This window comes from Sagittula sp., from assembly GCF_052825245.1.
On the sequence record NZ_JBRBWD010000026.1, the window covers coordinates 39,627 to 63,890 of the forward strand.

Sequence of the window (24,264 nt, forward strand, 5' to 3'; positions counted from 1 at the left end):
ATGTCAGCAGATCTGAACATCATCCTGCCGGAGATCATCCTGTCGGTCTACGCGATGGTGGCACTGGTCGGCGCGGTCTACACCGCGAAGGACGACCTCGCCCCGGCGCTCACATGGGCGACCGCGGCGCTGTTCGTGGTTCTGGCCTTCTGGATCGGAACGACGGGCGAGGGCGCACAGAGCGCATTCGGCGGCATGTTCCAGTCGGACGGCTTCTCGCGCTTCTCGAAGGTGCTGATCCTCATCTCCGCGGCGGCGGTGCTGCTGATGAGCGAAGGCTACATGGCGCGTCGCGGCCTGCTGCGGTTCGAGTACCCGGTGCTGGTCTCGCTGGCCGTGGTCGGCATGATGGTCATGGTGTCGGCGGGCGACCTGATGTCGCTTTACATGGGCCTCGAGCTGCAGTCGCTGTCGCTGTACGTCGTCGCGTCGCTGCGCCGTGACAGCGTGAAGTCGACCGAAGCGGGTCTGAAGTACTTCGTGCTGGGCGCGCTGTCCTCCGGCCTGCTGCTTTACGGCGCGTCGCTGGTCTACGGCTACGCGGGCACCACGCTGTTCTCCGGCATCATCCAGACGGCGGAAGAGGGGCATGTCTCCATCGGCCTGCTGCTGGGTCTGGTGCTGATGATCTCGGGCATGGCGTTCAAGGTCTCGGCCGTGCCGTTCCATATGTGGACGCCGGACGTGTACCAGGGCTCTCCGACCCCGGTGACGGCCTTCTTCGCCACCGCACCCAAGGTTGCGGCGATGGGCCTGTTCGCCCGCGTGATGTTCGACGCCTTCGGCAACGCCACGGCGGACTGGGGGCAGGTGATCGCGCTGCTGGCGGTGCTGTCGATGTTCCTCGGCTCCTTTGCGGCCATCGGGCAGAAGGACATCAAGCGCCTGATGGCCTATTCGTCGATCGCCCACATGGGCTATGCCCTGATCGGCCTTGCCGCCGGGTCCGAGGTCGGCGTGCAGAACATGCTGATCTACATGGCCATTTACGTGACGATGAACGTCGGCACCTTCGCCTTCATCCTGTCGATGGAGCGCGACGGCCAGCCGGTGACGGACATCGAGTCGCTCGGCATGTATTCGAAGAAGGAACCGGGCCGTGCGCTGGCCATGCTGGTGCTGCTGTTCTCGCTGGCGGGCGTGCCGCCGCTGCTGGGCTTCTTCGCCAAGTACGGCGTGCTGATGGCCGCGGTCGAGGCGGACATGGTCTGGCTGGCGGTCGCGGGCGTGGTCGCCTCGGTCATCGGGGCCTACTACTACCTGCGGATCGTGTTCTACATGTACTTCGGCGAAGACCGGGAGGACGCGCTCGACACGTCGTCCTCGCCGCTGCTGTCGGGTTTCCTGGCGCTGTCTGCGATCATCATCGTGCTGGCGGTCTTCAACCCGCTGGGCCTGACGGTGGATGTGCAGGACTCGGCGCAGGCGGCAGCGGTCGCCCTGGTCAACTGATCTTGACCGGCTGTTTTCATGCGGCGACGCGCCCCTTTGCGGGCGCGTCGCTTTTTCGTGCCTGCGGCACGCCGGGGGTTCCCCCCGGACCCCAAGGTATTTGGACCAAGATGAAGGGCAGGGCGCATGGGCTGGCCTGAGGGCTACGGGCGGCGGGTGCTGGCAGAGGTCGACAGCACCAACGCCGAGGCGGCGCGGGTCGTGTCGGGGCTGGCCGGGCCGGAGTGGATCTGCGCCCTGCGCCAGACCGCCGCGCGCGGGCGCCGCGGGCGGGCCTGGGTGGCGCCGGAGGGGAACTTTGCCGGCACGCTGGTGATGCGCCCGCAGGAGACGCCGGATGTGGTGGCGCTGCGGTCGTTCGTGGCCTCGCTCGCGCTGTTCGATGCCTTTGCGGCCCTGACGGGTGCGGAGGCGGCCCTGGCGCTCAAGTGGCCGAACGACGTGCTGCTCAACGGCGGCAAGGTGGCGGGCATCCTGCTGGAGGGGCTGCCGGGCGGCGGCCTGGCTGTGGGGATCGGCGTTAACCTGATCGCCGCGCCCGGCGCGCAGCAGGTGGAGGAGGGGGCGGTGCCGCCGGTGTCGCTGCTGTCCGAAACCGGGGTCCGGGTGACGCCTGAACGGATGCTGGATGCGTTGGCCGAAGCCTGGGCCGTGCGGGAACATGCCTTTGTCACCTACGGCTTTGCGCCGATCCGGGAGGCCTGGCTGGCGCGGGCGGCACGCGTGGGCGAGACGATCACCGCGCGCACCGGAACCCGCACCGTCACCGGCGTCTTCGAGACGGTGGACGCCCGCGGGCAACTTGTTCTAGACACGCCGCAGGGCCGGACTGCGATCGCGGCCGCGGACGTCTTCTTCTGAAAGGTCACGCCTCATGCTGCTTGCCATAGACTGCGGCAACACCAACACCGTGTTCTCGATCTGGGATGGCGAGGTCTTCATCGCGACATGGCGCACCTCGACCGAGCATCAGCGGACGGCCGACCAGTACTATGTCTGGCTGTCGACGCTGATGGAATTCCAGGGCATCAAGGCCGAGATCACCGATGTCATCATCTCTTCCACGGTGCCGCGGGTCGTCTTCAACCTGCGGGTGCTGTCGGACCGGTACTTCAAGACGCGGCCCATCGTGGTGGGGCGGCCGGAGTGCAGCCTGCCCGTCGACGTGCGGGTCGATCCCGGCACCGCGGTCGGTCCGGACCGGCTGGTGAACACGGTGGCGGGCTTCGACAAGTTCGGCGGAGACCTGGTGATCGTGGACTTCGGCACGGCCACCACCTTCGACGTGGTGGCCAGCGACGGCGCCTATATCGGCGGTGTGATTGCACCGGGCGTGAACCTCAGTCTCGAGGCCCTGCACCAGGCAGCGGCGGCGCTGCCGCACGTCGACATTTCCCGCCCGCAGTCGGTGATCGGCACGAATACGGTTGCGTGCATGCAGTCCGGCGTGTTCTGGGGGTACGTGGGGCTCGTGCGGGAGATCTGCGACCGTATCAAGGCCGAGCGCGACCGCCCCATGCGCATCGTGGCAACCGGCGGGCTGGCGCCCTTGTTCCAGCAGTCGGTGCCGCTATTTGACGCCTACGATGAATTCCTGACAATGCACGGACTTACCGTGATCTACACACATAACAAGGCCCGTGCTCATGCAGAGTAGCCGTGGCAAACGAATTGAAGAGGCCAAGGCATGAGCGACGCGCGATTGATCTATCTCCCGCTTGGGGGCGCCGGCGAGATCGGCATGAACTGCTACGTCTACGGGTACGGCAAACCGGGGGCCGAGCGGCTGATCGTCGTCGACATGGGCGTGACCTTTCCGGACATGGACGGCACGCCGGGCGTCGACCTGATCCTGCCGGACATTACCTGGCTGAAAGAGAACAAGAACCGCATCGAGGCGATGTTCATCACCCACGCGCACGAGGATCACGTGGGCGCGGTGGGGCATACCTTCGGCGACCTGTCGGTGCCGATCTACGCGCGGGCCTTCACCGCGAACCTTGCCCGTCAGAAACTCGCGGAATACGGGGTGGAGGGGAAGTCGGTGCGGACCTGCTCCGCCTGGCCGGAAACCGTGACGGTGGGGCCGTTCACCGTGGGGTTCCTGCCGATCTCGCACTCCATCCCCGAAAGCAGCGGTCTTGTGATCGACAGCCCGGCGGGCCGGGTGCTGCACACCGGCGACTTCAAGCTGGACACGCAGCCGCTGGTAGGCGAGCCGTGGGACCCGGAACTGTGGGCCGAGGTGTCGAAGGGCGGGGTGAAGGCGCTGGTTTGCGACAGCACCAACGTGTTCAACCGCCATCCCGGCCGGTCGGAGGTCATCGTCGGCCCCGCGGTCGAGAAGCTGGTGAGCGAGGCCAGGCACATGGTGGTGGCGACGACCTTCGCCTCCAACGTGGCACGGGTGAAGACGCTGGCCGAAGCGGGTGAACGGGCCGGGCGGTCGATCTGCCTGATGGGCCGCGCGATGCGCCGCATGGTCGAGGCCGCGGTTGAGACGGGCGTGCTGACGCGGTTCCCGAGCGTGGTCAGCCCGGAGGATGCCGCGCAACTGCCGCGTGAGAACCTGATGATCCTCGCCACCGGTTCGCAGGGGGAGCGGCGCGCGGCCTCGGCCCAGCTGTCCCGGGGCAAGTTCAACGGGATCGAGCTGAAGGAGGGCGACCTCTTCCTGTTCTCCTCCAAGACCATTCCCGGCAACGAGCGGGACGTGATCCGCATCATGAACCAGTTGTCGGAGAAGGGCGTGGACGTGGTCGACGACTCGATGGGCGACTACCACGTGTCGGGCCATGCCAACCGCCCCGACCTGGAAACCGTGCAGGACATCGTGCAGCCGCAGATCGTTGTGCCCATGCACGGTGAGCACCGGCACCTTCGGGAGCACGTCAAGCTGGCGACGGAGCGGCGGCGGCAGGGGGTCCTGGCCGTCAACGGCATGATGATCGACCTGACGGGCAACGAGCCCAAGGTGGCAGAGTTTATCGAGACCGGGCGCACCTACCTTGACGGTACGGTGCAGATCGGCGCGCTGGACGGCATCGTGCGCGACCGTATCCGCATGGCGCTGAACGGCCACGTGGTGGTGACGATGATCCTCGACGAAGAGGACGAACCGCTGGGCGATCCGTGGTGCGACCTCATGGGGCTGGCCGAGATCGGCCGCAGCCACGTGCCGCTGGTGGACATTCTGGAGGCCGACCTCGGCCAGTTCGTGGGCCGGGCCGGGGACAAGACCCTGACCGACGACGACAAGCTGGAAGAGGGGCTGCGCCGCGTGGTGCGCCAGACCTGCCAGAACGAGATCGGCAAGAAGCCCGAGGTCACGGTCGTCGTCAGCCGCCTGTCCTGAGTCAGGCGCTTACGGCGCCGTCCCGAAGGGCGGTGCGGATGCGGTTGGAGAGGTGCTCCCTCTGGCGGTCGGTCAGCCGGAACTCCGCCCCGGCGTCGGAGCCCTGCCGCCAGCGGAAATCGGCGTGATACTGGCCGTAGCCGGGGATCTGCAGGTTCAGGGTGTCGTCGCGGACGCCCGCGATCCCGATGGAATCGAACCGCATCCGCGCGCCGCCTTCGGAGATGTCGAGGATCTGGCAGGGGATGTCGTACCCCCCCTGGAAACAGCGCGCGCCCAGGTTGACCTTGATCCGCGGGCTGCGGCGCAGATCGGTGAACTGGTCCGTTTCCACGATCCGCAGCGTGCTGGCGGGGGCCGGCGCCTCTGACGAGGGTGACGGCAGCTCTGGCGCCTCGACCTCCTCCAGGATTTGCAGGGGCGGCTCCGTGCTGCGGCCGGTCGGTTCCTTCATGCTCCGACCAAGGGCGGCGATGCGATGCTCTACCAGCTGGCGCATGCTGTCGCTGATCAGGAACTCGGCACCGAGGCTGTTGACGGCCTTCCAGACGATCCGCGACGGATATCGCCCGATGCCCGCAATCTCGAGCTCCAGCGGACCGCTGCGCATGGCTGCGGAGGAAATCGGGTCGAGTGCCATCTGCACGCCGCCACCGGAGAGGTTCAGGACCTTTCCCGGTATTTCAAGCCCGTCCTGTATGGCGATGACACGCAGGTCGATCGAAACGCGGGGGGAACGGCGTTCACTCATCCGAAAGGTCGCATTGGCTTGCATCGCCCTGCCGATTCACAACTTGTACGGCCGCACCATCTCACCTGCCGGGTTAAGGATCGGTTTAAGGAACCGGATGTGCTCCGGGTCGTTGGGTCTTCGATGCGCCCCGTCGGGCGCCATGAGGTGTGCCCTGAAGGCGCGCCGACAGACAGAAGACAGGAGATTTACATGATCGAGAAAGCCGGTTCCGCAAAATGGATGGGTGACCTCAAGACCGGGAAGGGCACCGTGTCCACCGAATCCGCCGCGCTGAAGGATCAGCCCTACGGGTTCAACACCCGGTTCGAAGACAAGCCAGGTACCAACCCGGAAGAACTGATCGGGGCCGCGCACGCCAGCTGCTTTTCCATGGCGTTGTCGATGATCCTCGGTCAGAGCGACCTTGTCCCCGACGAGATTTCGACCACCGCGAAGATCTACATGGACAAGGAAGGCGACGGGTTTGCCGTCAAGAAGTCCCACCTGACCGTCGCGGCGAAGGTGCCCGGCGCGTCCGAGGAGGATTTCATGAAGGCGGCAGAGACGGCGAAAGCCAACTGCCCGATCTCGAAGCTGCTGGACTGCGAGATCACCATGACGGCGACGCTCGGATAATCGCCCTCGGAAACAGGAAAGGCCGGTCCCTCGGGGCCGGCCTTTTTCATGTCAGTGTGCCTTGGCGTCAGCCCGCGCGGCGCTCGTCGAAGCTGAGCGCGATGAACTCCGGCATGTGCTCGCCCATGCCGATCATGTTGCTTTCCTTGCGGTCGTTGCGGTCGGACCGCGAAGAAGACGACCGGCTGTTCTTCGAGCTGCTGCCGGAGCGGCTGGACGAAGAGGAAGGCGACCGGTTGGACGAAGACGAGGAAGAAGACGACGAGGAGGAAGAAGAAGACCGCGAGCGGCTCGACGAGCTGCGGGTTTCCTTCTCTTCCGCGGGCTTGCTGTCCTTGCGGCTGTCGGAGCGCGGCTCGGCCGCTGCCGGGGCCTCCGATTTCAGCGGGTTCTCGAGGCGCGGGATCTCCTTCTGGAGGAGCTTCTCGACGGCATCGAAGTACTTCTCGTCCCGCGGCACGCAGATCGTGTAGGCCTTGCCGGAGCGTCCGGCGCGGCCCGTGCGGCCGATGCGGTGCACGTAATCCTCGGCATGGCTGGGCACGTCGAAGTTGAAGACGTGGGTCACCGCCGGAATGTCCAGACCGCGGGCCGCCACATCGGAGGCGATCAGCAGGCGGACGGACCCGTCACGGAACCCGTCCAGCGTGCGCGTGCGCTGCGACTGGTCGAGGTCGCCGTGGATCGGGGAGGCGTTGTAGCCGTATTTCTTCAGCGATTTCGCAACGATATCCACATCGACCTTGCGGTTGCAGAAGATGATCGCGTTGGAGCAGGCCTCGCCCTCTGCGTCGATCAGCGCGCGCAGAACGGCGCGCTTTTCGCTGCCCTCACGGTCACGGCGGGACGGGGTGAAGACCACGGCGCCCTGGGTGATCGTTTCCGACGCGGTGGCCTGACGGGCCACCTCGATCCGCGCGGGCGCGGAGAGGAAGGTGTTGGTGATGCGCTCGATCTCCGGCGCCATGGTGGCGGAGAAGAACAGCGTCTGGCGGGTGAACGGCGTGAGCGAGAAGATCCGCTCGATATCCGGGATGAAGCCCATGTCGAGCATCCGGTCGGCCTCGTCCACCACCATGATCTCGATGCCCGTCAGCAGCAGCTTGCCGCGCTCGAAATGGTCGAGCAGGCGGCCCGGCGTGGCGATCAGGACGTCGACGCCCTTGTCGATCAGCACGTCCTGTTCCTTGAACGAGACGCCGCCGATCAGCAGGGCCTTGGTCAGCTTGACGTGCTTGGAGTAGGTGTCGAAGTTTTCCGCCACCTGCGCCGCGAGTTCGCGGGTGGGGCACAGAACCAGCGAGCGCGGCATCCGGGCGCGTGCGCGGCCCCGGGCGAGCTTGTGGATCATCGGAAGGGTGAAAGAGGCGGTCTTGCCTGTGCCCGTCTGGGCGATTCCGAGCACATCCTTGCCTTCGAGGGCGTGGGGGATGGCACCGGCCTGAATGGGGGTCGGCGTCGTATAGCCGGCCTCTTCGATGGCCTTGAGAACCTTGGGACTGAGATCGAGATCAGAGAATTTTGTCATGCGTGTCCGTGTGATTGCGGACACTCAAACCTTGGCCCGCGCGTATGGATGAAGGGTCCGGCCCGGATGGCCTGACGTCGTTGCGCTCTCAACCCTTTGTGGTCCCTTAGTGAAATTATGCGGAAAGGTCAACGGATGTGGCCTCTTGCCGTGAAATTGCCGCATGGGACGTAGGGTCATGTGCTTTTTGGGAAGTGTTTCCGGCGCAATGTCTCGAGGTTGAGGGCGCGGCGGCGCAGCAACCCATGCGAATCCAGCCGGTCGCACAACGGCGCGTCGGCGACACAGACCTCGTCGAAGAAGGCGCGCAGGGCGGGTTCGCCGCCCTCCGCCTCGATCGTACGGAAGAGGTCGTGCAGGGACAGCGCCCCGTCGCGGCGGACCTGCGGTTTCAGTTCGGCCCGGTAAGACCCCTGGGCCAGGCGGAAACGGTAGGCGGCCAGGAAATGCTCCCAGCTGTCAGCGTGGAAGTGGCCCAGTTCCAGACCCGGCAGATCGGCCTGACCGGGGTTGGTGACATCATCGAGGATCACGTTGTGGATGCGGATCTGCAGGCCCTTGGTCCCGGCCCGAAAGAAGAGCTTGCCCGCGACGTGGCTGAGGAACCCGCCGGACAGGTGCGCGCCGTGGGTGGGAAAGCAGTCCTCCGCCGCCTGTTGCCTGGCCCGCTGGTCGAGGTGGAAGGCCTTGAAGGCAGTCTCACCCTCCGCCGTGCCGGTGCCGGGGGCCAGCGCCTCCACCGGGCGGACACGGGCGCAAAGCGCGCTGTCGGGCAGGCCGGCCAGCATCTCGGCCACGGGCCGGTCGGGCAGCAGGAATTCGTCCACGTCGATATGCGCCAGCCAGTCGACCTCTGCCTTGCGGTTGTTGCAATGTCGCGCGTTAAGCGACTGACGCACCTGATGTTTCTTCGGCCGGCCCTTGCGCTTATCCCAATAGGCCGCGTCGGTGTGCAATACCCTGATGCGGGGATGCGCTTTGAGCGCCGCCAGCGTCCCGGGCACGTCGTCGTCGAGGTATAGGTACACCCGGTGCGCACCCTGTTCGAGGTGCCACGCGGCAAAGCGCTGGATCGCGTCGAGCGGCGCCTTGACGGTGCTGACGGTGCCCCAGGCGGTCATGGCAGCGGGCCGAAGACGCGGGCGACCTTCGCCTCCAGATCGAGGTCGCGGGTGACCAGCATGCCCTTGTCCGCCAGTCGTGCGCGCAGGTCTGGCGTGTCGGCGCAGACCTCGTCGAAGAAGGCGCGGAGCCCGCTTTCGCCTTCCTCCTCCATCAGGAATGCGAAGAGGTCGGCCTGGCCCAGTTCCGGCCGGGTGGAACGCTTGCGGTAGGACCCGCGCGCAAGGCGGAAGTCCAGGTGATTGCGGAACTTTTCCCAGCTTGCCGCGTGCAGGTGGGCGAGCAGCAGGCCCGCCGGTTTGGCCTTGTTGGTGGCGTCCTGCCCGCGGAACTTCAGCGTGTGGATGCCCAGCCGGGTGTCGGCGATGCCGGTGCGGGCAAAGACCTTGCCGGACGTGTGCGACAGGAACCCGCCGTAAAGGTGCAGCCCGAAGGTCGGGTAGACGTCCTGAAGGTCGGCCTTCTTCACGCCTGCCTGCTTGTGGGTCAGCTTGAAATGCTGCGGCGGTCCGTCGGTGGCCAGTGCCTCCGCCGGGGCGATGCGGGCGATGGCCGCGTCGGGCGCTGCGCCGTGGAGGGCAAGGGCGACGGGCGTGTCGGCCAGTATGAATTCGTCCACGTCGATGTGGCCGAGCCAGTGCAGGCCTTCGGAATGTGCGTGATAACAGTGGGTTGCATTGAACGCCTGACGCAATTGATGAGCATCGGGGCGCGCCTTGCCGTGGCTCTCCCAATAGGCGGCGTCGCAGGTGGTGACCCGGATCTTGGGGTGGTCGCCGAGTAAGGCCGCGGCCTGCGGGTCCGGGACGTCGAGGTAGAGGTGCAGCGCCTCGGCGCCGAGGTCCAGATGATGTGCGGCAAAGCGGGCAATCTGGTCGAGCGGCGCCTTCACCGTCGTCACCAGCCCCCAACGCAGTTCCGCCGCCGTGGCGGGGACGCGGCCGGCGTTCACCGGGGCCGGGTTGTTGCCCTGCGGCGTGCCGTCCGGCTCTGGCTGACGGGTGGCGCGATGGGCCTCCTTCTCGGCCCGCATGGCGGCGAGACGGGCCGGAAGCGCGCGGTCGTCATTCAGCAATTTCCCCAATAAATCATGGGCTAAGGGGGCGATGACGAGGTCCTCTGAGGCCTCCTGCCAAAGGCGGGCGATGAGGTTCACGTCGAGGCCGCCGCCGACCAGCGCGTAGGCGTCCATGTCGAGCGGCAGGGCGGCTTTCTGGCGCTTTGACGAAGGGAACGGCTGCTGCGGCGTGAGGCCGGAATAGAGGCGCTCCGTCTCGTAGAGCTTCATCGCGCCGAAGAGCGTGGAGAGCGCGAGGCCGGTGGAACGCTGCGTCGGCGTCAGCCCGTGGTCGCCAAAGGTGGTGATCGCCGAGACCAGCCAGCGGGAGTCGAGATATTCGAGCAGGTGGTCGGCGTGTTCGCCCCAGAGCCTGTGGAACAGGTAGGGCGCGTGATCGGGAAAGCCGCGTTTGCGCAGGTGCGCGACCAGTAATCCATGAAGTGAACAAAGCTCGCTAAGACCCTGAAGTTCCTTGCGGATCGCATGCGACTTGCGATGGAAGCCGGAGCGGAAGGGCGGCGCGAACCTCGGGTCCTCGTCGGGGTCCTCGACGATGGTGCGGGTCAGCCGGGCAAGGTCTGCGTCGGCCTCTGGCAGGGCTTCGCCGGGGGCGCAGTCGATGGGATCGCGGCGCGCTTCGTACTGGGTCAGAAGGGCGGGAATGCCACGGGCGGAGCGGTCTTTCATGAACACGAGGGTGAGCTATCCTTTGGCGCGGGGCAAGGTGGTTCGAAGGTGGGTGTAACCATGATTTCGGGCGCTTTCAGGGCCGCCGTGCGGCGCTTTCGTCACCCGGTCGGAACGGCTGCGCGCGGTGGGCAAAGGTTAACCGGAATGCGCTTGGTCAGGTCTTCGTTAACCAGCGCCCATGGCGGGCTGGCGTTTGATCTGCGGGGGCAGTATGGGAACGCGCATGGCACTGACATCCTTCGAACTGAACGCCCGTGACGGGCGCGCGCGGACCGGCGTGATCCGCACCCCGCGCGGCGATATCCGCACGCCGGCCTTCATGCCCGTGGGCACCGCCGCGACGGTGAAGGGCATGATGCCCGAAAGCGTGCGCGAGACCGGCGCGGACATCCTGTTGGGCAACACCTACCACCTGATGTTGCGGCCCGGGGCCGAGAGGGTCGCAAAACTTGGGGGTCTGCATCGCTTCATGAACTGGGAGCGGCCGATTCTGACGGATTCGGGCGGCTTCCAGGTGATGAGCCTGTCGGATCTGCGCAAGCTGACCGAGGAGGGCGTGACCTTCCGCAGCCATGTGGACGGTTCCAAGCACATGCTGTCGCCCGAGACTTCGATGGAGATTCAACGGCTTCTGGGGTCCGACATCGTCATGGCCTTCGACGAGTGCCCGGCGCTGCCCGCCGACCGCGCGCGGCTGGAGGAGTCGATGCGGCTGTCGATGCGGTGGGCGGCGCGGTCGCGCGAGGCTTTCGGCGACCGGCCGGGGCACATGCTGTTCGGCATCCAGCAGGGCGGGCTGGAGCGCGACCTGCGGGAAGAATCGGCGCAAGCTTTGGTTAACATCGGTTTCGACGGCTATGCGATCGGCGGTCTGGCCGTGGGCGAAGGGCAGGAAGCGATGTTCGGCTGCCTCGATTTCGCGCCCGGAATGCTGCCGGACGACAAGCCGCGTTACCTGATGGGTGTCGGAAAACCGGCAGATATTGTGGGGGCCGTGGCGCGCGGCATCGACATGATGGATTGCGTGCTGCCCTCGCGGTCCGGGCGGACCGGGCAGGCCTGGACGCGGCGGGGGCAGGTGAACCTGCGCAACGCGCGCCATGCGGAGGACCCGCGGCCGCTGGAGGAGGGGTGCAACTGTCCCTGCTGCCGGAGCTATTCGCGGGCCTACCTGCATCACGTCGTCCGGGCGAAGGAGATGATCGCCGGGATGCTGCTGACCTGGCACAACCTCCATTACTATCAGGAGCTTATGGCCGGGATGCGGGCGGCGATTGCCGAAGGGCGCTTTGCGGCGTTCGAGGCTGCGTTCCACGAGGGCGAGGCGCTTGGGGATATCGAGCGGCTTTAACCCCGGATTGATACCTCGTTAAGGCGGGTTTCGGGCCGGTGATCTCGGTGCCTCAGCGCGCCGTCATGCCCGGGGGCGCGCGTTCTGTGCGCGATGCGGTGCCAGATGTTGTGGCGGCGACCGAAGCGGACACAGCGGGTTAACGGCGTATTCCGCGTATTTACCGGATATTACTGGTGAACCGGCCGTTTCAGGGGTCCGAACCGGCCGGTTGGTAACCTTTTCGGGCAAGGCCGGATTTTGCGCGCGGATCAGGCGCCCAGCATGGACGGCAGATCGGCGCGCAGACGCGCCATCCCGCCCGGCTGCCAGCCGAGCGCCGTCAGGCGGGCGCACTCCAGCGCGCTGACAGGATCGGTGGCGCGCGGCGGCGGGGGATGCGGGCAGCCGGTCAGGCGCTTCACCTCTGCCAGCAGGTCGTGGCGGTCGAGGAGCAGGTCGGAGACGTGGACCGGGCCCGCGGTCGTTTCGGTCAGCAGGAGGCGGACGGCGGCGGCGAGGTCGGCGCCGTGCACCTCTGTCGCGCGGCGGGGCGCGACGGGCCGTCCGGCGAGGTAGTCGGCGAAGAGGCCCTGCCACTTGTGATCGGCGCCGGGGCCGTAGATGCCGGTGGCGCGCAGGCTGAGGCCGGTCACGGGCAGGGTGGCGAGATGCTCTTCTGCCTGCAGCTTGACCTGCCCGTAGAGGGAGCGGGGTTCGGGCGGCCGGGTTTCCGGCAAGGGCGTGCCCGGGGGCATCCCGTCGAAGACCGCGCGGGAGGAGAGGAACAGGACGCGTTCCACGCCCGCATCGGCGGCGGCGTCAAACAGGCGCCGGGTGCCGTCGAGGTTCGCGGTCAGGAAGCCCTGCGGATCGTCACCTTCGCCGCCCCGGTACTTCCCCGGCACATGGGAGAAGGCGGCGTGGATCAGGGTGGTGACACCGCGGAGGTCGGGCGCGGGGCCGGTCAGGTCGTAGGGCCGGTGCGGACGGGGGCCCGCCGTGCGGCCCAGCGTCAGGTCGGCCAGCGGCAGGAGCCAGCGGCCGACGAGGCCCGTGGCGCCGGTCAGCGCGATCACGCCGGGTCCTTCAGGGCGTCGAGGTCGGGGCGTTCGCCACGCGCATAGGCGTGCCAGAGGTCGATCAGCGGGCGGAGGCGTTCGGCCTTGGCGTGGTCCTGCCAGGGCTTCTCGTACTGGTAGTGGATGACCTTCACACTGGGCCAGTGCCAGAGGCCGGGCAGGTTGAACCATGCGTATTGCAGCATGTTGAAGGTCACGGGCAGGCCGTGCCAGTCGGGAAAGTACGTTTCGAGGAAGGTCTGGTCGGTGCGCTTCCAGAAGGCGCCGGGGGCGTCGAGCGTTTCGAGCAAGTGCTGGAACGTGGCCTCGGACGGGCGGGCAGTAAAGACGCCGGAGTTCAGGCGGTGGAAGTCGGAGAGTGACTCGTAGACGTTCGGGGCGGCGCAGAACTCGGGATAGTCGAAGAGCGCGTCGATGTTGCGGATCGCCAGCGCGTCGGCGTCGAGGAAGACGACGCGGTCGTAGGGCAGCTGCCAGAGGCGCAGCTTGCAGAAGTTGTCGAGCGGCGTGTGGAAGGCCGGCTTCTCGCCCTTGGTGAAGGGGTTGCGGCCGTGGATCTGCCCCTTGGCGTGCGCGGCCTTGAAGGCGTCGGAGGTGGGCAGGTGGTCGACCGGCACGAGGCGGGCGCCTTGAGCCTTGAGGGGGGCAAGGGCCGCGTCGGGCACGCCCTCGGTGTGGAGGACGACGCGGTCGGCCCTTGTGCCGGTCTGGGCGAGCGAATGGAGCAGCGCGCCTGCGCCCAGCGCGAAGTCGGCGTTGGTGACGAGGGTGACGTAGGCGTTACGCATCGTAGCAGATGAATTCCAGGAGGGTGCCGTCGGGGTCGCGGAAGTAGAGGCTGGTGCCCGGCCCGCGCGCGCCGTTGCGCGGCACGGGGCCCAGTTCGACGGTGACACCGTGCGCCTCGAGGTGCGTCTGTGCGGCCTCTGCCGTGCCGTCCCAGGCAAAGCAGAGGTCGGTGCCGCCCGGGGGGACGGGCACGCGGGCGAGGGGGGCAGCCTCTACCCCGGGGCCGTGGCAGTTGATCTGCTGGGCCCCGAAGCGGAAGGCCACGCCCGCGCCGCGCGGCACGACCTCTGCCCCCATCACGTCGCGGTAGAAGGCCGTGGAGCGGTCCCAGTCGGTGACATGGATCACCACGTGGTCGAGGGTGAGCATGCTCAGGACACCGATTTCAGGCGCGCGCCCTCGGGGTCGTGGTCGACGGTGCGGGCGATGTCCTTGGTCCAGGCGGAGACGGCGGGCACGCGGGAGCGGTCGATCCGGTGGGCGTATTTCTTCGCCACGTCGACGACCTCGGACAGCAGGCCCTCGGCGAGGGTGGTCGGGTTCAGACCCAGAGCGAGGAACTGGTCGTTCTTGACGATCAGGTCGTTCTCGGCGGCTTCCTTGCGCGGGTTGGGCAGGTTCATGACCTCGGCGCCGGTGAGCCTTGCCACAAGCTGGGCGAGGTCGCGGACGCGGTGGGTCTCGGTCATCTGGTTGAAGATCTTCACCCGGTCGCCCTGCGCGGGGGCGTCCTGAAGCGCCAGCTCGACGCAGCGCACGCTGTCCTGAATGTGGATGAAGGCGCGGGTCTGCCCGCCGGTGCCGTGCACGGTGAGCGGGTAGCCGATGGCGGCCTGGATGAGGAAGCGGTTCAGCACGGTGCCGTAGTCGCCGTCGTAGTCGAAGCGGTTGATGAGCTGCTCGTGCCGCCGGGTCTGGTCGGTGTGGGTGCCCCAGACGATGCCCTGATGCAGGTCGGTGATCCGGAGCCCGTCGTTCTGGGCGTAGAACTGGAAGAGGATCTGATCGAGCGACTTGGTCATGTGGTAGACCGAGCCGGGGCGCGTGGGATAGAGGATCTCCTGCTCTTTCGGGCCGGAGGGCGTGTCGATCTGCACGTCGAGGTAGCCCTCGGGGATCGGCGCACCGACGGAGGAGTAGCCGTAGACGCCCATGGTGCCGAGGTGAACGAGGTGGGCGTCGGGGGCGGCCTCCACCATCGCGGCCAGCAGGTTGTGCGTGGCGTTGGTGTTGTTGTTGACCGTGTAGACCTTGTGGCGGTCGGTCTTCATCGAATAGGGCGCGGCGCGCTGTTCGGCGAAGTGGATGATGGCGTCGGGCTTGTGCTCGGCCAGCCACTGTTTCAGCCGCTCGTACTCCTTGGCGAGGTCGAGCAGATGGAAGCGGATGGTTTCGCCGGAGGTCTGCTTCCAGATGCGGCAGCGTTCCTGGATGGAGTCCATGGGCGTCAGCGACTGCACCCCCAGCTCCGTGTCGATCCAGCGGCGGGAGAGGTTGTCGAGGATGTGCACCTCGTGTCCGGCGTTGGAGAGATGGAGGGCGGTGGGCCAGCCGACAAAGCCGTCGCCGCCGAGGATCGCGATGCGCATGATGAGGGTCCCGTGTTGTTTGCGTGTCCTGTTAACGATGGGGCCCGGGGGAGTAAAATGAAACTTTTGTGGTGATTGATGCAGTAAAATGGGCGTCAATCCGCTGAAACGCCGGGGTTTGGCGGTAAATTGATACACGTTTGGCTGCATCAATTTCCGCAGGGGCGGGACGCGCGGAGGGCGCGCAGCCCATCGCCCGGCGTGCAGCTGGTGTCAGGAACTGTAGTGCGTTCCGATCCGGTAGCAGGGGCCGTAGGTCGGCACCTTCTTCCAGAAGAGCACCGCGAAGGTGGCGTATTCGTCTGCAAGGGTGCCGCCGGTCCATGTGCCCCCGCCGCTTTTGGGCGTGTGGGGGTTCAGCGGGTTGTTGGCGTGGTGCTTCGCCTCGTCGTCCACCTGCATCGCCATGGTTGCCGACCCGAGGCCGGAGGTGATCTTCTGGCCGACCTGCGCCACCTTCGCGGCTGGCACGACGGCCGCCAAGGCATCCAGCGGCGTGAGCTTGACGCTGTCGGCCAGCGCGCCGGTCTTGCTCATCTGCGTCTCGATGCTCACGACCGCGGCGATGGCGCCGTCGAGCGGCACGTCGGATTTCTGGTTGAGATAGGAAAACACCGTCGCGCTGATGGCGTTGGAAAAGCTGAAGCGTCCGATGCAGCAGGTGGGGTGGATGCCGTTGCCCTTGTAGCCGACGAATTCGCCCCAGTTGCGGTAGTTCTTCATCGGTTTGACGTCGTTCGCGATCTTGAATGCCACTTGCAAAACTCCTCGTTAAACAGTCGCCCGGAAAAGGCCGGACGCACAGCGATGCTTAATCAGAATGGAGCGGAGCCTATCACGGTTTGGTCCTGCCACAAAGCCGGGGCTTCGGCCGCGCCGGTCGCGTTCTTGTGCGCGCCACGGCACAGGGCCTGTCCGCAGGTAAGGGGGAACGTTTCGTTGCGGTGCAGCATTGGGCGGCACACGTCTTAACGACGAAACCGAAAGGAGCCTCTCATGAGCAAGAGCCTGTTCGACCCGATCAAGGTTGGGGCCATGGACCTCAAGAACCGCATCGTCATGGCGCCGCTGACCCGGAACCGTGCGATGGAAGACGACGCGCCTATGGACATGCACGCCGATTACTACGCGCAGCGCGCGGGCGCCGGTCTGATCATCACCGAGGCGACGCAGATTTCGCCGGAGGGCAAGGGCTATGCCTGGACCCCGGGCATCCACAGCGAGAAGCAGGTCGCCCAGTGGAAGAAGGTGACGGACGCGGTGCATGCGGAGGGCGGCAAGATCGTCCTGCAGCTGTGGCACGTGGGCCGGATCAGCCACACGTCCCTGCAGGAAGATGGCAAGGCGCCGGTGGCCCCCTCTGCGGTGCAGGCCGAGGGTGTGCAGACCTTCGACGGCGAGCAGATGGTCGCTGTCTCGGTGCCGCGCGCGCTGGAGACCGATGAGCTGCCCCGCATCGTGGAGGATTTCCGCAAGGCGACGGTCAACGCGAAGGCCGCCGGTTTCGACGGTGTCGAGGTGCATGGCGCCAACGGCTACCTGATCGACCAGTTCCTGAAGGATGGCCCGAACAAGCGTGACGACGCCTATGGCGGAACTTTCGAGAACCGCGCGCGCTTGCTGGGCGAGGTGCTGGATGCGGTTGTCGGCGCATGGGATGCCGCGCATGTGGGTCTGCGCCTTTCGCCCTATTCCGCTGCGAACGGCGCCACCGACAGCGATCCGAAGGCGCTGGGCGCGTTCCTCGTCGATTTCGTCTCGGGCCGCGGGCTGGCGTATCTGCACATGATCGAGGGCCAGACGGGCGGGCCGCGCGACCTGCCGGAAGGTGTCGACCTGAAGGCGCTGAAGGACCGCTTCGACGGCGTCTGGATGGGCAACAACGGGTATGACCGCGATATGGCCGTGGAGCGTGTTGCAGGGGACCTGACCGATCTGGTGGCCTTCGGACGGCCCTATATCGCCAACCCCGACCTGGCGGAGCGTCTGCGCGTCGGTGCGGAGCTGAACGAGGGCGATCCGTCCACCTATTACGGCGGTGGCCGCGAGGGGTACACGGATTATCCGGCCCTGCGCGACGAGGCCGCGTAAGCGCACAGGCACAAACGGGGGCAAATAGCCCTTGCATCCGGTCCCCATCCTGCAAGATGGGGGCTGGATCGTCATGCGTGAGTCGGGTCTCGCGCCGGTGACGACGATCAGGAGAACGTTCATGGACTACGGGAAATCCGGCAAGGGCAAGGCAGCCAAGGGCGCGCCGCGCTACGACGGGCACAAGGACGCGCCGCAGGGCAAGGACGCCCGCGGTGGCGCACCCAGCAAGGCGGAGCTTCTGGCACGCATGAAGGCCGCCCGTGAGGCGGACGCGCAGAAGGACGGCTGAGGCCGGTCTTCAGTCAGTCTTTCGTTCGGGGCAGGGGCCGGGGGCGCGGAATGCGCCGCACCGGCCTTTTGTCGTTTTGCGGGCGGGTTTGAAGCGCGGGTGCGGGCGCCGGCCGCGTCATGACGGAATTTTGAACCGCCGTGCCGGCATGGCCGTGCATCGTTCACTTTGGCCCGAAAACCCGGCTTGCGGAAACGGGCGGGCAGGGTCACACTGAGCGCCACACACCTTGGGCCGGCCCGGGTTGCTTGAAATCCGGGGTCAGGCGGCACATGTAGTGTGTTCTGACCGGAGACGGCGCAAGTTGCCGCGATGCGGGGCTCTGCCGTCTTGCCAAGAACCAGGAAAACGCGAGCATGAAACAGCCACTCAATCCATCTTACCCGGTGCTGCCGCTGCGCGACATCGTCGTGTTCCCGCACATGATCGTGCCCCTTTTCGTGGGCCGCGAGAAATCCGTGCGCGCACTGGAAGAGGTGATGAACGACGACAAGCAGATCCTGCTTGCCAGCCAGATCGATCCCGCGATCGACGACCCGGAAACCTCCGGCATCTACAAGGCGGGCGTGCTGGCGAATGTCCTGCAACTTCTGAAGCTGCCCGACGGCACCGTGAAGGTGCTGGTGGAAGGCCAGAGCCGTGTGCGCATCGTCGAGTACATCGAGAACGAGAACTTCTTCGAGGCGAAGGCCGAGTACCTGACCGAGATGCCCGGCGACCTCGCCGCGATCGAGGCCCTGACCCACACCGTGGCAGAGGAATTCGAACGCTACACCAAGGTCAAGAAGAACATCCCCGAAGAGGCGCTGGCCGCCGTCAGCGAAGCGACCGAACCGGCGCAGCTGGCCGACCTCGTGGCCGGGCACCTCGGCGTGGAAGTGGGCCAGAAGCAGGAACTGCTTGAGACGCTCTCGATCAGCGAGCGGCTGGAGAAGGTCTATGGCCTGATGCAGGGGGAGATGTCCGTCCTGCAGGTCGAGAAGAAGATCAAGACCCGCGTCAAGAGCCAGATGGAGAAGACCCAGCGCGAGTACTACCTGAATGAGCAGATGAAGGCCATTCAGAAGGAACTCGGCGATGGCGAGGACGGCGAGGGCGAAATCGCCGAGCTCGAAGAGAAGATCGAGAACACCAAGCTGTCGAAGGAAGCCCGGGAAAAGGCCGACGCGGAGCTCAAGAAGCTGCGCAACATGTCGCCCATGTCCGCCGAGGCGACCGTCGTGCGCAACTACCTCGACTGGATGCTGTCCATTCCGTGGGGCACCAAGTCGCGCGTGAAGAAGGACCTGAACAAGGCGCAGGAGATCCTCGACCACGATCACTACTCGCTTGAGAAGGTGAAGGAGCGGATCGTCGAGTACCTCGCCGTGCAGGCGCGGAGCCAGAAGCTGAAGGGCCCGATCCTTTGCCTCGTCGGCCCTCCGGGTGTCGGCAAGACGTCACTGGGCAAGTCGGTGGCGAAGGCCACGGGCCGCGAGTTCATCCGCATCAGCCTCGGTGGCGTGCGTGACGAATCCGAGATCCGCGGCCACCGCCGGACCTACATCGGCTCCATGCCGGGCAAGATCATCCAGGCGCTGAAGAAGGCGAAGACCACGAACCCGCTCATCCTGCTCGACGAGATCGACAAGATGGGGCAGGACTTCCGTGGCGACCCGGCTTCGGCCATGCTGGAGGTGCTGGACCCCGAACAGAACGCGACCTTCGTGGACCACTATCTTGAGGTGGAATACGACCTGTCGAACGTGATGTTCGTGACCACGGCCAACAGCTACAACATGCCCGGGCCGCTGCTCGACCGGATGGAGATCATCTCTCTCTCGGGGTACACCGAGGACGAGAAGCTGGAGATCGCCAAGCGGCACCTGTTGGACAAGGTGACCAAGAACCACGGTCTGAAGAAGTCCGAGTTCGTGGTCGAGGACAGCGCGCTGACCGACATCATCCGCTACTACACGCGGGAGGCCGGCGTCCGGAACCTTGAACGCGAGGTGGCAAAGCTTGCCCGCAAGGCGGTGACGAAGATCGTCAAGAAGGAAGCGGAGAAGGTGGTCGTTTCGGCGGACAACCTCGACGAATTCCTGGGCGTCCGGAAGCACCGTTACGGGTTGGCGGAGGAAGAGAACCAGATCGGTGTCGTCACCGGGCTGGCCTGGACCTCTGTCGGCGGCGACCTCCTGCACATCGAGGCGCTGAAGCTGCCGGGCAAGGGCCGGATGAAGACCACCGGGAAACTGGGCGACGTGATGAAGGAGTCGATCGATGCGGCGTCTTCCTACGTGCGTTCGATTTCCCCGCAGATCGGGGTGAAGCCGACGAAGTTCGACAAGATCGACATCCACGTGCACGTGCCGGACGGTGCGACACCGAAGGATGGTCCCTCTGCCGGTCTGGCGATGGTGACGTCGATCGTGTCGGTGCTGACGCAGATCCCGGTCCGCAAGGACGTGGCGATGACGGGCGAGGTCTCGCTTCGGGGCAACGCCATGCCCATCGGCGGCCTGAAGGAGAAACTGCTCGCGGCCCTGCGCGGTGGCATCAAGACGGTGTTCATCCCGGAGGAAAACGAGAAGGATCTGGCGGAGATCCCGGACAACGTGAAGGAGGGGCTGCAGATCATCCCCGTCAAGCACGTGTCCGAGGTGCTGAGCCAGGCACTGGTGTCGAAGCCCGAGCCCATCGAATGGGACGAGGCGGCGGAGGAAGCGGCGGCGGCAGCCAAGGCCAAGTCCGAGGACACCGTGTCGAGCACCGTGGCGCACTGAGCGTCCGCCCGATCGCTTGAAACAGGAAAGCCCCGACCGCGTGTCGGGGCTTTTTCACGTCCGGTTTGCCGGGGGCTCTTCTGGGCGGACTGTCGCGGCGCCGGGCGCAACAGGACCCTCGGGCCGGGGGCGCTGGGCGTGCGGCCGGGTGAAGGGGCAGAGCAGGGGCGGCGTCAGTTCCCGGCGGCGACGCCGAAGACGATCAGCGCGGCGAGGCCCAGGACCAGACCCGCAGAGGGCATGCTGCTGGCGGCGGCGTCGTCCTCGACGATGACCGGCGGCATGACCGGCGGATCGGCGGGGGCATCGTAACTGCCGGCCTGCGCGGCGCTGGCGGCAGAGAGAAGGGCGAACGCGGCAGCGTACCTTTTCATGGTCGTTCTCCAGACAAAGTTGCTCTGTCAAACTGGCGGGGAATGGTTGTACGAGTCAAGCAAACGCTGGCTTCGAGAGGCGGTTTGCGCTAGGCTCACGCGATACAAACCGAGCAGCTGCACGTGATTGCGGCGCCGCACACCGAGCAGAGACAGGTATCATGAGCACAGCAAAAGCACCGGCCGCCGAGCGGTCCAAGTCCACACGCAAGCCCTCTGCCGGGAAGGCGCGCGGCGGCAAATCCGGGTCTGCCGCCGCAGGGATCCTGAACACGGACGAGGAGGTCCTGCACGCGGACGCCGCCGAAAAGCGGTCCGAGGCGCCCGCCGTCTCCGCGCCTGCCGAGGCGGAGCCGGTCACGGTCGAGGAGATCCCCATCGTGCCGCAGCCGGAACTGAGGAAGAAGGAGCTGATCGACCTCGCGGTGGAACGCTCCGGCATCAAGAAGCGCGACGCCAAGCCCGCGATCGAGGCGGCGCTTGCGATCCTGGGCGAAGCGCTCTCGGAAGGGCGCGAACTGAACCTCGCGCCGTTCGGCAAGATGAAGGTCACGCGGATGAAAAAGGCGGGCAACGGGCAGATCATAAACGCCCGTCTGCGGCAGCCCGACGAGGATAAAATTAACGGACAGGACCCTCTTGCACAGGCTGCCGAGTGAGTCTAAAAGCCCCGCTACCGGGTGATTAGCTCAGTGGTAGAGCGCTTCGTTCACATCGAAGATGTCAGGAGTTCAAATCTCTTATCACCCACCAGAATTCGAAGCGCGTCCCATCCGGACGCGCTTTTTCTTTTGGGCGATGGGGCGGTCTGGGTGCTGCCGTCCTTTGACGGAACCTCCGCTGCGGGCGGAGCGATCTCCGGGCCGGATTGACGCCGCGGCAAGAGCGGGTGCGAAAAGGGCGGACAGAGCCCCTTGCACTGACGCCGCGCTTTGTCTATCTCGACGCGGCGCGGGTGATTAGCTCAGTTGGTAGAGCGCTTCGTTTACACCGAAGATGTCGGGAGTTCGAGTCTCTCATCACCCACCATCCCATCCCCTTGAAATGAAAGAGAACCCTTGTATTCAAGGGTGTTTCAACATTTTTCTGTTACAAAGTTGGTTACAAAATGGGGTTGGGATGGGTGGCAAGCCCAGGCACTTTCTGGAACGGGAAGGACGGTTCTATTCGCGGATCGTGGTCCCGAAAGAACTGCGGTGAATCATCGGCAGGTCAGAGCTGCGTGCCCCGTTGGGCGCTGATCGACGGGAGGCGGCTCGCAGGCATCACGTCGAAGTGGCGAAGCTTATGGCCCGGATCACCGCGGCTGAACAGGAACTGGCCCTGACCACCGGCACGCCCGCTGCCCAACCGCGCTAACCCATGTCCGGCGAGGAAATGGCGCAAATGAATTACCGGTTTGGTGTGGAGCAAGACGCTGAAGCACGCTGCTCACGCGAAATCAATGGGTCCTGAGCCTAAAGAACGCGGACTCCAAAGGGAGCAGGTCATGCTTGACACGGCTTCGCCCTCTCCGTCAGCCGCAACATACCGGGTTGAATTTCTCGGCACCCAATATGCTGACAGTTGACGGCAAGATGATGCAGTTACCGGATAGCGCGGGGCGGTGCATATAAGCTGAACCTGCGCAACTGGATCGCCCGCAGCCTTCGCGATCTTGATGTTCGGCGCAGTAGCTGCGGTAATGGCCCTGACCGCCACCATGGCTTTCTCGCCGCCAGACGGGTTCACAAGGGAGGGGGCGTGTCCGGATGCGTCGGCATGCCTTCGTTTTCGGCGGCCCGGATTGCCTCTCTGTCTCGCACACTTTGACCGGGCGACTTCGACGATGGCCCGGTCGCACCGGGTTCCGGATTCGCGCGTCCGGAATAGAACTGCCGCAGCTGAACCTCGGAGACCCCGTCGGCCTGCATCACGAGACGGACCATCGGGTCAGACAGCATTTCGTCAATGAAGAACTCGGACAATGCCCTGCCGGTCAGCTTGTCCCTCGCGCGGGCCCGGTCCAGGTCGGCAAGGGAAACGGTGAGCGTTCTCGCAAGGCCCGGATGCGATGCCCTCGGGTGCAGTTTTACCAGAACCGAGGCTTTCCAAGCCGCAGGATCCAGTTGATCAGGGGGCGAAGCCAACTCCGTTTCGATCTCGTACTCTCCCGCCGGGAACGTCTCGGCAAGGCTGGGAACCGTGAATGGCCGCGAAAAAAAACCGCGACGGTCTTGCTCGTCAGCTCTGTCATCTTCGTGGTCCTTCGCCTTGGTGGAGCGGGTGGGCCCAGCCGAACTTGCGGACAGAGCGCATAACCCTCTCGTGTTTCAAGATCTTTTGGGCGTCTTTGGCGCTTCTGTGCCACCGGATTCGGCTGCGTTCGCCTCGATGGGTCTGGCGGCGGTTTCCGAAGGCTTCGGTTTCAGTGCCGCCTTGGTCCAAGCGATTAAGTTCTTGAAAGACATGTCAGAGATCCTCTGTTTGCGTGCGGTAGATAATGTGGGCGGCTCGAAACTCGAGCTTCACGCCAGATCGTCGCGACAGACCGCGCAGATCGCGAAAGCCTGAATGGCGGGTGTCACGGCATCGGCCATCCGAGGGACAACCGGTGCAAGGCGGCGGCTGCGAGAGCATGTTCCTTCCGGCTGGAATCGCCCCGAAACTGTCCGTCGACCAGCACCTTCCAGATGCCGGTCCTCTCGCTGACCTGAACGCCATCCGCCTGCCTCGGCTGGTTCAGCGCAATGCCATGGGCCTGGTCGGCTTTCGGCGGCACGGGTGCCCTGCCGGTCGAAGCACTTCGCGCCTCCTCGGGCGGGCTTTCCTCTCCAAGCTGCATCACGGCACGAATGAACTCTTCGGCGAAGTCGTCGGTTTCGCGGTGGTCGTGTTCGCGCTTGGCCATGTGCATCGGCTCGATAAACCACTGCCGCAGGTGGTCGCTGAAGCGGGGTTCCGTTCGCGCCTTGCAGGCGATCAGGGCCTGCAACACTTTGTCATGGGCCAGAACCTGTCGTTCAAAATCGGTCGTCTGCGGTGACAGCGCTGACACGAGAGCCTTAGCCTTCATTCGGGGCGCCCCTGTCTTCGGGCGCAAGCATCCGGTCGATGTCGAGCGCTGCAAGACAGGCCAGTGCGATGTCACGGTTCGGGGCATCCGTCCCCGGCATTGTAGCCCAGCAGGCGGTCATGAGGGCGTCGCGTTTCTGATAGGTGGCGGCGGCCCGGATCGTAGCCAGCTTGTCTGCCCGCGCCGGGTCGGCGCGCGCCAAGTCGAGGCACACCGGCACCATCGATGCCACGACGTCGTCTCGGGACATCTCCATTGCTCTCGCATACGCGGTTCCGCCAGTCACCCAGCCGCCCCATGTATAGCGCCTGCGACGCCGAC

Annotated in this window: 23 protein-coding genes and 2 tRNA genes; 13 read left to right on the top strand and 12 right to left on the bottom strand. The window is 65.7% G+C overall.

The window, feature by feature from the left end; translation table 11 throughout:
- The 4 genes from nuoN (at position 1) to ACU0DV_RS09385 (ending at position 4,807) form a co-directional block, all read left to right on the top strand.
- Positions 1 to 1,452, top strand: a complete 1,452-nt coding sequence (gene nuoN, locus ACU0DV_RS09370) for an NADH-quinone oxidoreductase subunit NuoN (protein ID WP_283980397.1) — start codon at positions 1 to 3, stop codon at positions 1,450 to 1,452.
- A 126-nt stretch (positions 1,453 to 1,578) separates the two neighbouring features.
- The gene (locus tag ACU0DV_RS09375; protein WP_446242207.1) at positions 1,579 to 2,313 is read left to right on the top strand and encodes a biotin--[acetyl-CoA-carboxylase] ligase; all 735 of its coding nucleotides are present in this window, start codon (positions 1,579 to 1,581) and stop codon (positions 2,311 to 2,313) included.
- A 13-nt stretch (positions 2,314 to 2,326) separates the two neighbouring features.
- Entirely contained in the window at positions 2,327 to 3,109 is a 783-nt protein-coding gene (locus ACU0DV_RS09380; protein WP_100930233.1) for a type III pantothenate kinase, read from the top strand.
- Between the two features lie 30 nt (positions 3,110 to 3,139).
- Positions 3,140 to 4,807, top strand: a complete 1,668-nt coding sequence (locus ACU0DV_RS09385; RefSeq protein ID WP_446242208.1) for a ribonuclease J — start codon at positions 3,140 to 3,142, stop codon at positions 4,805 to 4,807.
- A gap of 1 nt (position 4,808) precedes the next feature.
- Here the strand turns inward: ACU0DV_RS09385 and ACU0DV_RS09390 are convergent, their stop codons facing one another.
- Positions 4,809 to 5,558: a PilZ domain-containing protein gene (locus tag ACU0DV_RS09390; RefSeq protein ID WP_446242209.1), complete on the bottom strand. Its 750-nt coding sequence runs from the start codon at positions 5,556 to 5,558 to the stop codon at positions 4,809 to 4,811.
- Positions 5,559 to 5,750: 192 nt separating this feature from the next.
- Between ACU0DV_RS09390 and ACU0DV_RS09395 the strand changes: the two genes are divergently transcribed.
- A complete protein-coding gene (locus ACU0DV_RS09395; protein WP_100930236.1) occupies positions 5,751 to 6,176 on the top strand; it encodes an OsmC family protein in 426 nt (141 codons plus the stop codon).
- Between the two features lie 67 nt (positions 6,177 to 6,243).
- Here the strand turns inward: ACU0DV_RS09395 and ACU0DV_RS09400 are convergent, their stop codons facing one another.
- From ACU0DV_RS09400 to ACU0DV_RS09410, 3 genes are all read right to left on the bottom strand, one after another.
- On the bottom strand, positions 6,244 to 7,704 hold the full coding sequence (locus tag ACU0DV_RS09400) for a DEAD/DEAH box helicase (RefSeq protein WP_446242210.1): 1,461 nt from the start codon (positions 7,702 to 7,704) through the stop codon (positions 6,244 to 6,246).
- Positions 7,705 to 7,880: 176 nt separating this feature from the next.
- Entirely contained in the window at positions 7,881 to 8,825 is a 945-nt protein-coding gene (locus ACU0DV_RS09405) for a glycosyltransferase family 2 protein (protein WP_446242211.1), read from the bottom strand.
- Positions 8,822 to 10,573: a glycosyltransferase family 2 protein gene (locus ACU0DV_RS09410; protein WP_446242280.1), complete on the bottom strand. Its 1,752-nt coding sequence runs from the start codon at positions 10,571 to 10,573 to the stop codon at positions 8,822 to 8,824. The genes ACU0DV_RS09405 and ACU0DV_RS09410 overlap by 4 nt, the downstream gene beginning before the upstream one ends.
- A gap of 226 nt (positions 10,574 to 10,799) precedes the next feature.
- Here ACU0DV_RS09410 and tgt point away from each other — a divergent pair, with 226 nt between their 5' ends.
- Entirely contained in the window at positions 10,800 to 11,927 is a 1,128-nt protein-coding gene (gene tgt, locus ACU0DV_RS09415) for a tRNA guanosine(34) transglycosylase Tgt (protein WP_446242212.1), read from the top strand.
- A gap of 251 nt (positions 11,928 to 12,178) precedes the next feature.
- Here tgt and ACU0DV_RS09420 read toward each other — a convergent pair whose 3' ends face one another.
- The 5 genes from ACU0DV_RS09420 to ACU0DV_RS09440 form a co-directional block, all read right to left on the bottom strand.
- Positions 12,179 to 12,985, bottom strand: coding sequence for an NAD-dependent epimerase/dehydratase family protein (locus tag ACU0DV_RS09420; RefSeq protein ID WP_446242213.1), 807 nt, complete (start codon positions 12,983 to 12,985; stop codon positions 12,179 to 12,181).
- Complete coding sequence (locus ACU0DV_RS09425) at positions 12,982 to 13,776, bottom strand: glycosyltransferase (protein ID WP_446242214.1); 795 nt, start codon at positions 13,774 to 13,776, stop codon at positions 12,982 to 12,984. Before ACU0DV_RS09425 ends, ACU0DV_RS09420 begins: the two co-directional genes overlap by 4 nt.
- A complete protein-coding gene (locus tag ACU0DV_RS09430; RefSeq protein ID WP_446242215.1) occupies positions 13,769 to 14,146 on the bottom strand; it encodes a VOC family protein in 378 nt (125 codons plus the stop codon). The genes ACU0DV_RS09425 and ACU0DV_RS09430 overlap by 8 nt, the downstream gene beginning before the upstream one ends.
- 2 nt (positions 14,147 to 14,148) lie before the next feature.
- Complete coding sequence (locus ACU0DV_RS09435) at positions 14,149 to 15,366, bottom strand: NAD-dependent epimerase/dehydratase family protein (RefSeq protein WP_100930243.1); 1,218 nt, start codon at positions 15,364 to 15,366, stop codon at positions 14,149 to 14,151.
- Between the two features lie 213 nt (positions 15,367 to 15,579).
- Positions 15,580 to 16,122, bottom strand: coding sequence for a hypothetical protein (locus tag ACU0DV_RS09440; RefSeq protein WP_100930244.1), 543 nt, complete (start codon positions 16,120 to 16,122; stop codon positions 15,580 to 15,582).
- Between the two features lie 240 nt (positions 16,123 to 16,362).
- Here ACU0DV_RS09440 and ACU0DV_RS09445 point away from each other — a divergent pair, with 240 nt between their 5' ends.
- From ACU0DV_RS09445 to lon, 3 genes are all read left to right on the top strand, one after another.
- Complete coding sequence (locus ACU0DV_RS09445; protein WP_446242216.1) at positions 16,363 to 17,457, top strand: alkene reductase; 1,095 nt, start codon at positions 16,363 to 16,365, stop codon at positions 17,455 to 17,457.
- Between the two features lie 121 nt (positions 17,458 to 17,578).
- On the top strand, positions 17,579 to 17,749 hold the full coding sequence (locus tag ACU0DV_RS09450; protein WP_198521758.1) for a hypothetical protein: 171 nt from the start codon (positions 17,579 to 17,581) through the stop codon (positions 17,747 to 17,749).
- Between the two features lie 356 nt (positions 17,750 to 18,105).
- Positions 18,106 to 20,514 carry an endopeptidase La gene (gene lon, locus ACU0DV_RS09455; RefSeq protein ID WP_446242217.1) on the top strand — a complete coding sequence of 803 codons (2,409 nt, stop codon included), beginning with the start codon at positions 18,106 to 18,108 and terminating at the stop codon, positions 20,512 to 20,514.
- Between the two features lie 173 nt (positions 20,515 to 20,687).
- Here lon and ACU0DV_RS09460 read toward each other — a convergent pair whose 3' ends face one another.
- Positions 20,688 to 20,888, bottom strand: coding sequence for a hypothetical protein (locus tag ACU0DV_RS09460; RefSeq protein WP_446242218.1), 201 nt, complete (start codon positions 20,886 to 20,888; stop codon positions 20,688 to 20,690).
- Between the two features lie 161 nt (positions 20,889 to 21,049).
- On the opposite strand from ACU0DV_RS09460, the gene ACU0DV_RS09465 reads away from it, so the two are divergent.
- The 4 genes from ACU0DV_RS09465 to ACU0DV_RS09480 all read left to right on the top strand — a co-directional run bounded on the left by ACU0DV_RS09465 (position 21,050) and on the right by ACU0DV_RS09480 (position 23,441).
- Positions 21,050 to 21,547 carry an HU family DNA-binding protein gene (locus ACU0DV_RS09465; RefSeq protein ID WP_446242219.1) on the top strand — a complete coding sequence of 166 codons (498 nt, stop codon included), beginning with the start codon at positions 21,050 to 21,052 and terminating at the stop codon, positions 21,545 to 21,547.
- Positions 21,548 to 21,566: 19 nt separating this feature from the next.
- Positions 21,567 to 21,641 (top strand) — tRNA-Val (locus tag ACU0DV_RS09470).
- A gap of 200 nt (positions 21,642 to 21,841) precedes the next feature.
- Positions 21,842 to 21,917 (top strand) — tRNA-Val (locus ACU0DV_RS09475).
- Positions 21,918 to 23,195: 1,278 nt separating this feature from the next.
- The gene (locus ACU0DV_RS09480) at positions 23,196 to 23,441 is read left to right on the top strand and encodes a hypothetical protein (protein ID WP_446242220.1); all 246 of its coding nucleotides are present in this window, start codon (positions 23,196 to 23,198) and stop codon (positions 23,439 to 23,441) included.
- A 10-nt stretch (positions 23,442 to 23,451) separates the two neighbouring features.
- Here the strand turns inward: ACU0DV_RS09480 and ACU0DV_RS09485 are convergent, their stop codons facing one another.
- Together ACU0DV_RS09485 and ACU0DV_RS09490 are read right to left on the bottom strand one after the other, a co-directional pair.
- Positions 23,452 to 23,943, bottom strand: a complete 492-nt coding sequence (locus ACU0DV_RS09485) for a hypothetical protein (RefSeq protein ID WP_446242221.1) — start codon at positions 23,941 to 23,943, stop codon at positions 23,452 to 23,454.
- Positions 23,933 to 24,193: a hypothetical protein gene (locus ACU0DV_RS09490; RefSeq protein ID WP_446242222.1), complete on the bottom strand. Its 261-nt coding sequence runs from the start codon at positions 24,191 to 24,193 to the stop codon at positions 23,933 to 23,935. The genes ACU0DV_RS09485 and ACU0DV_RS09490 overlap by 11 nt, the downstream gene beginning before the upstream one ends.
- Positions 24,194 to 24,264 lie beyond the last annotated feature (71 nt).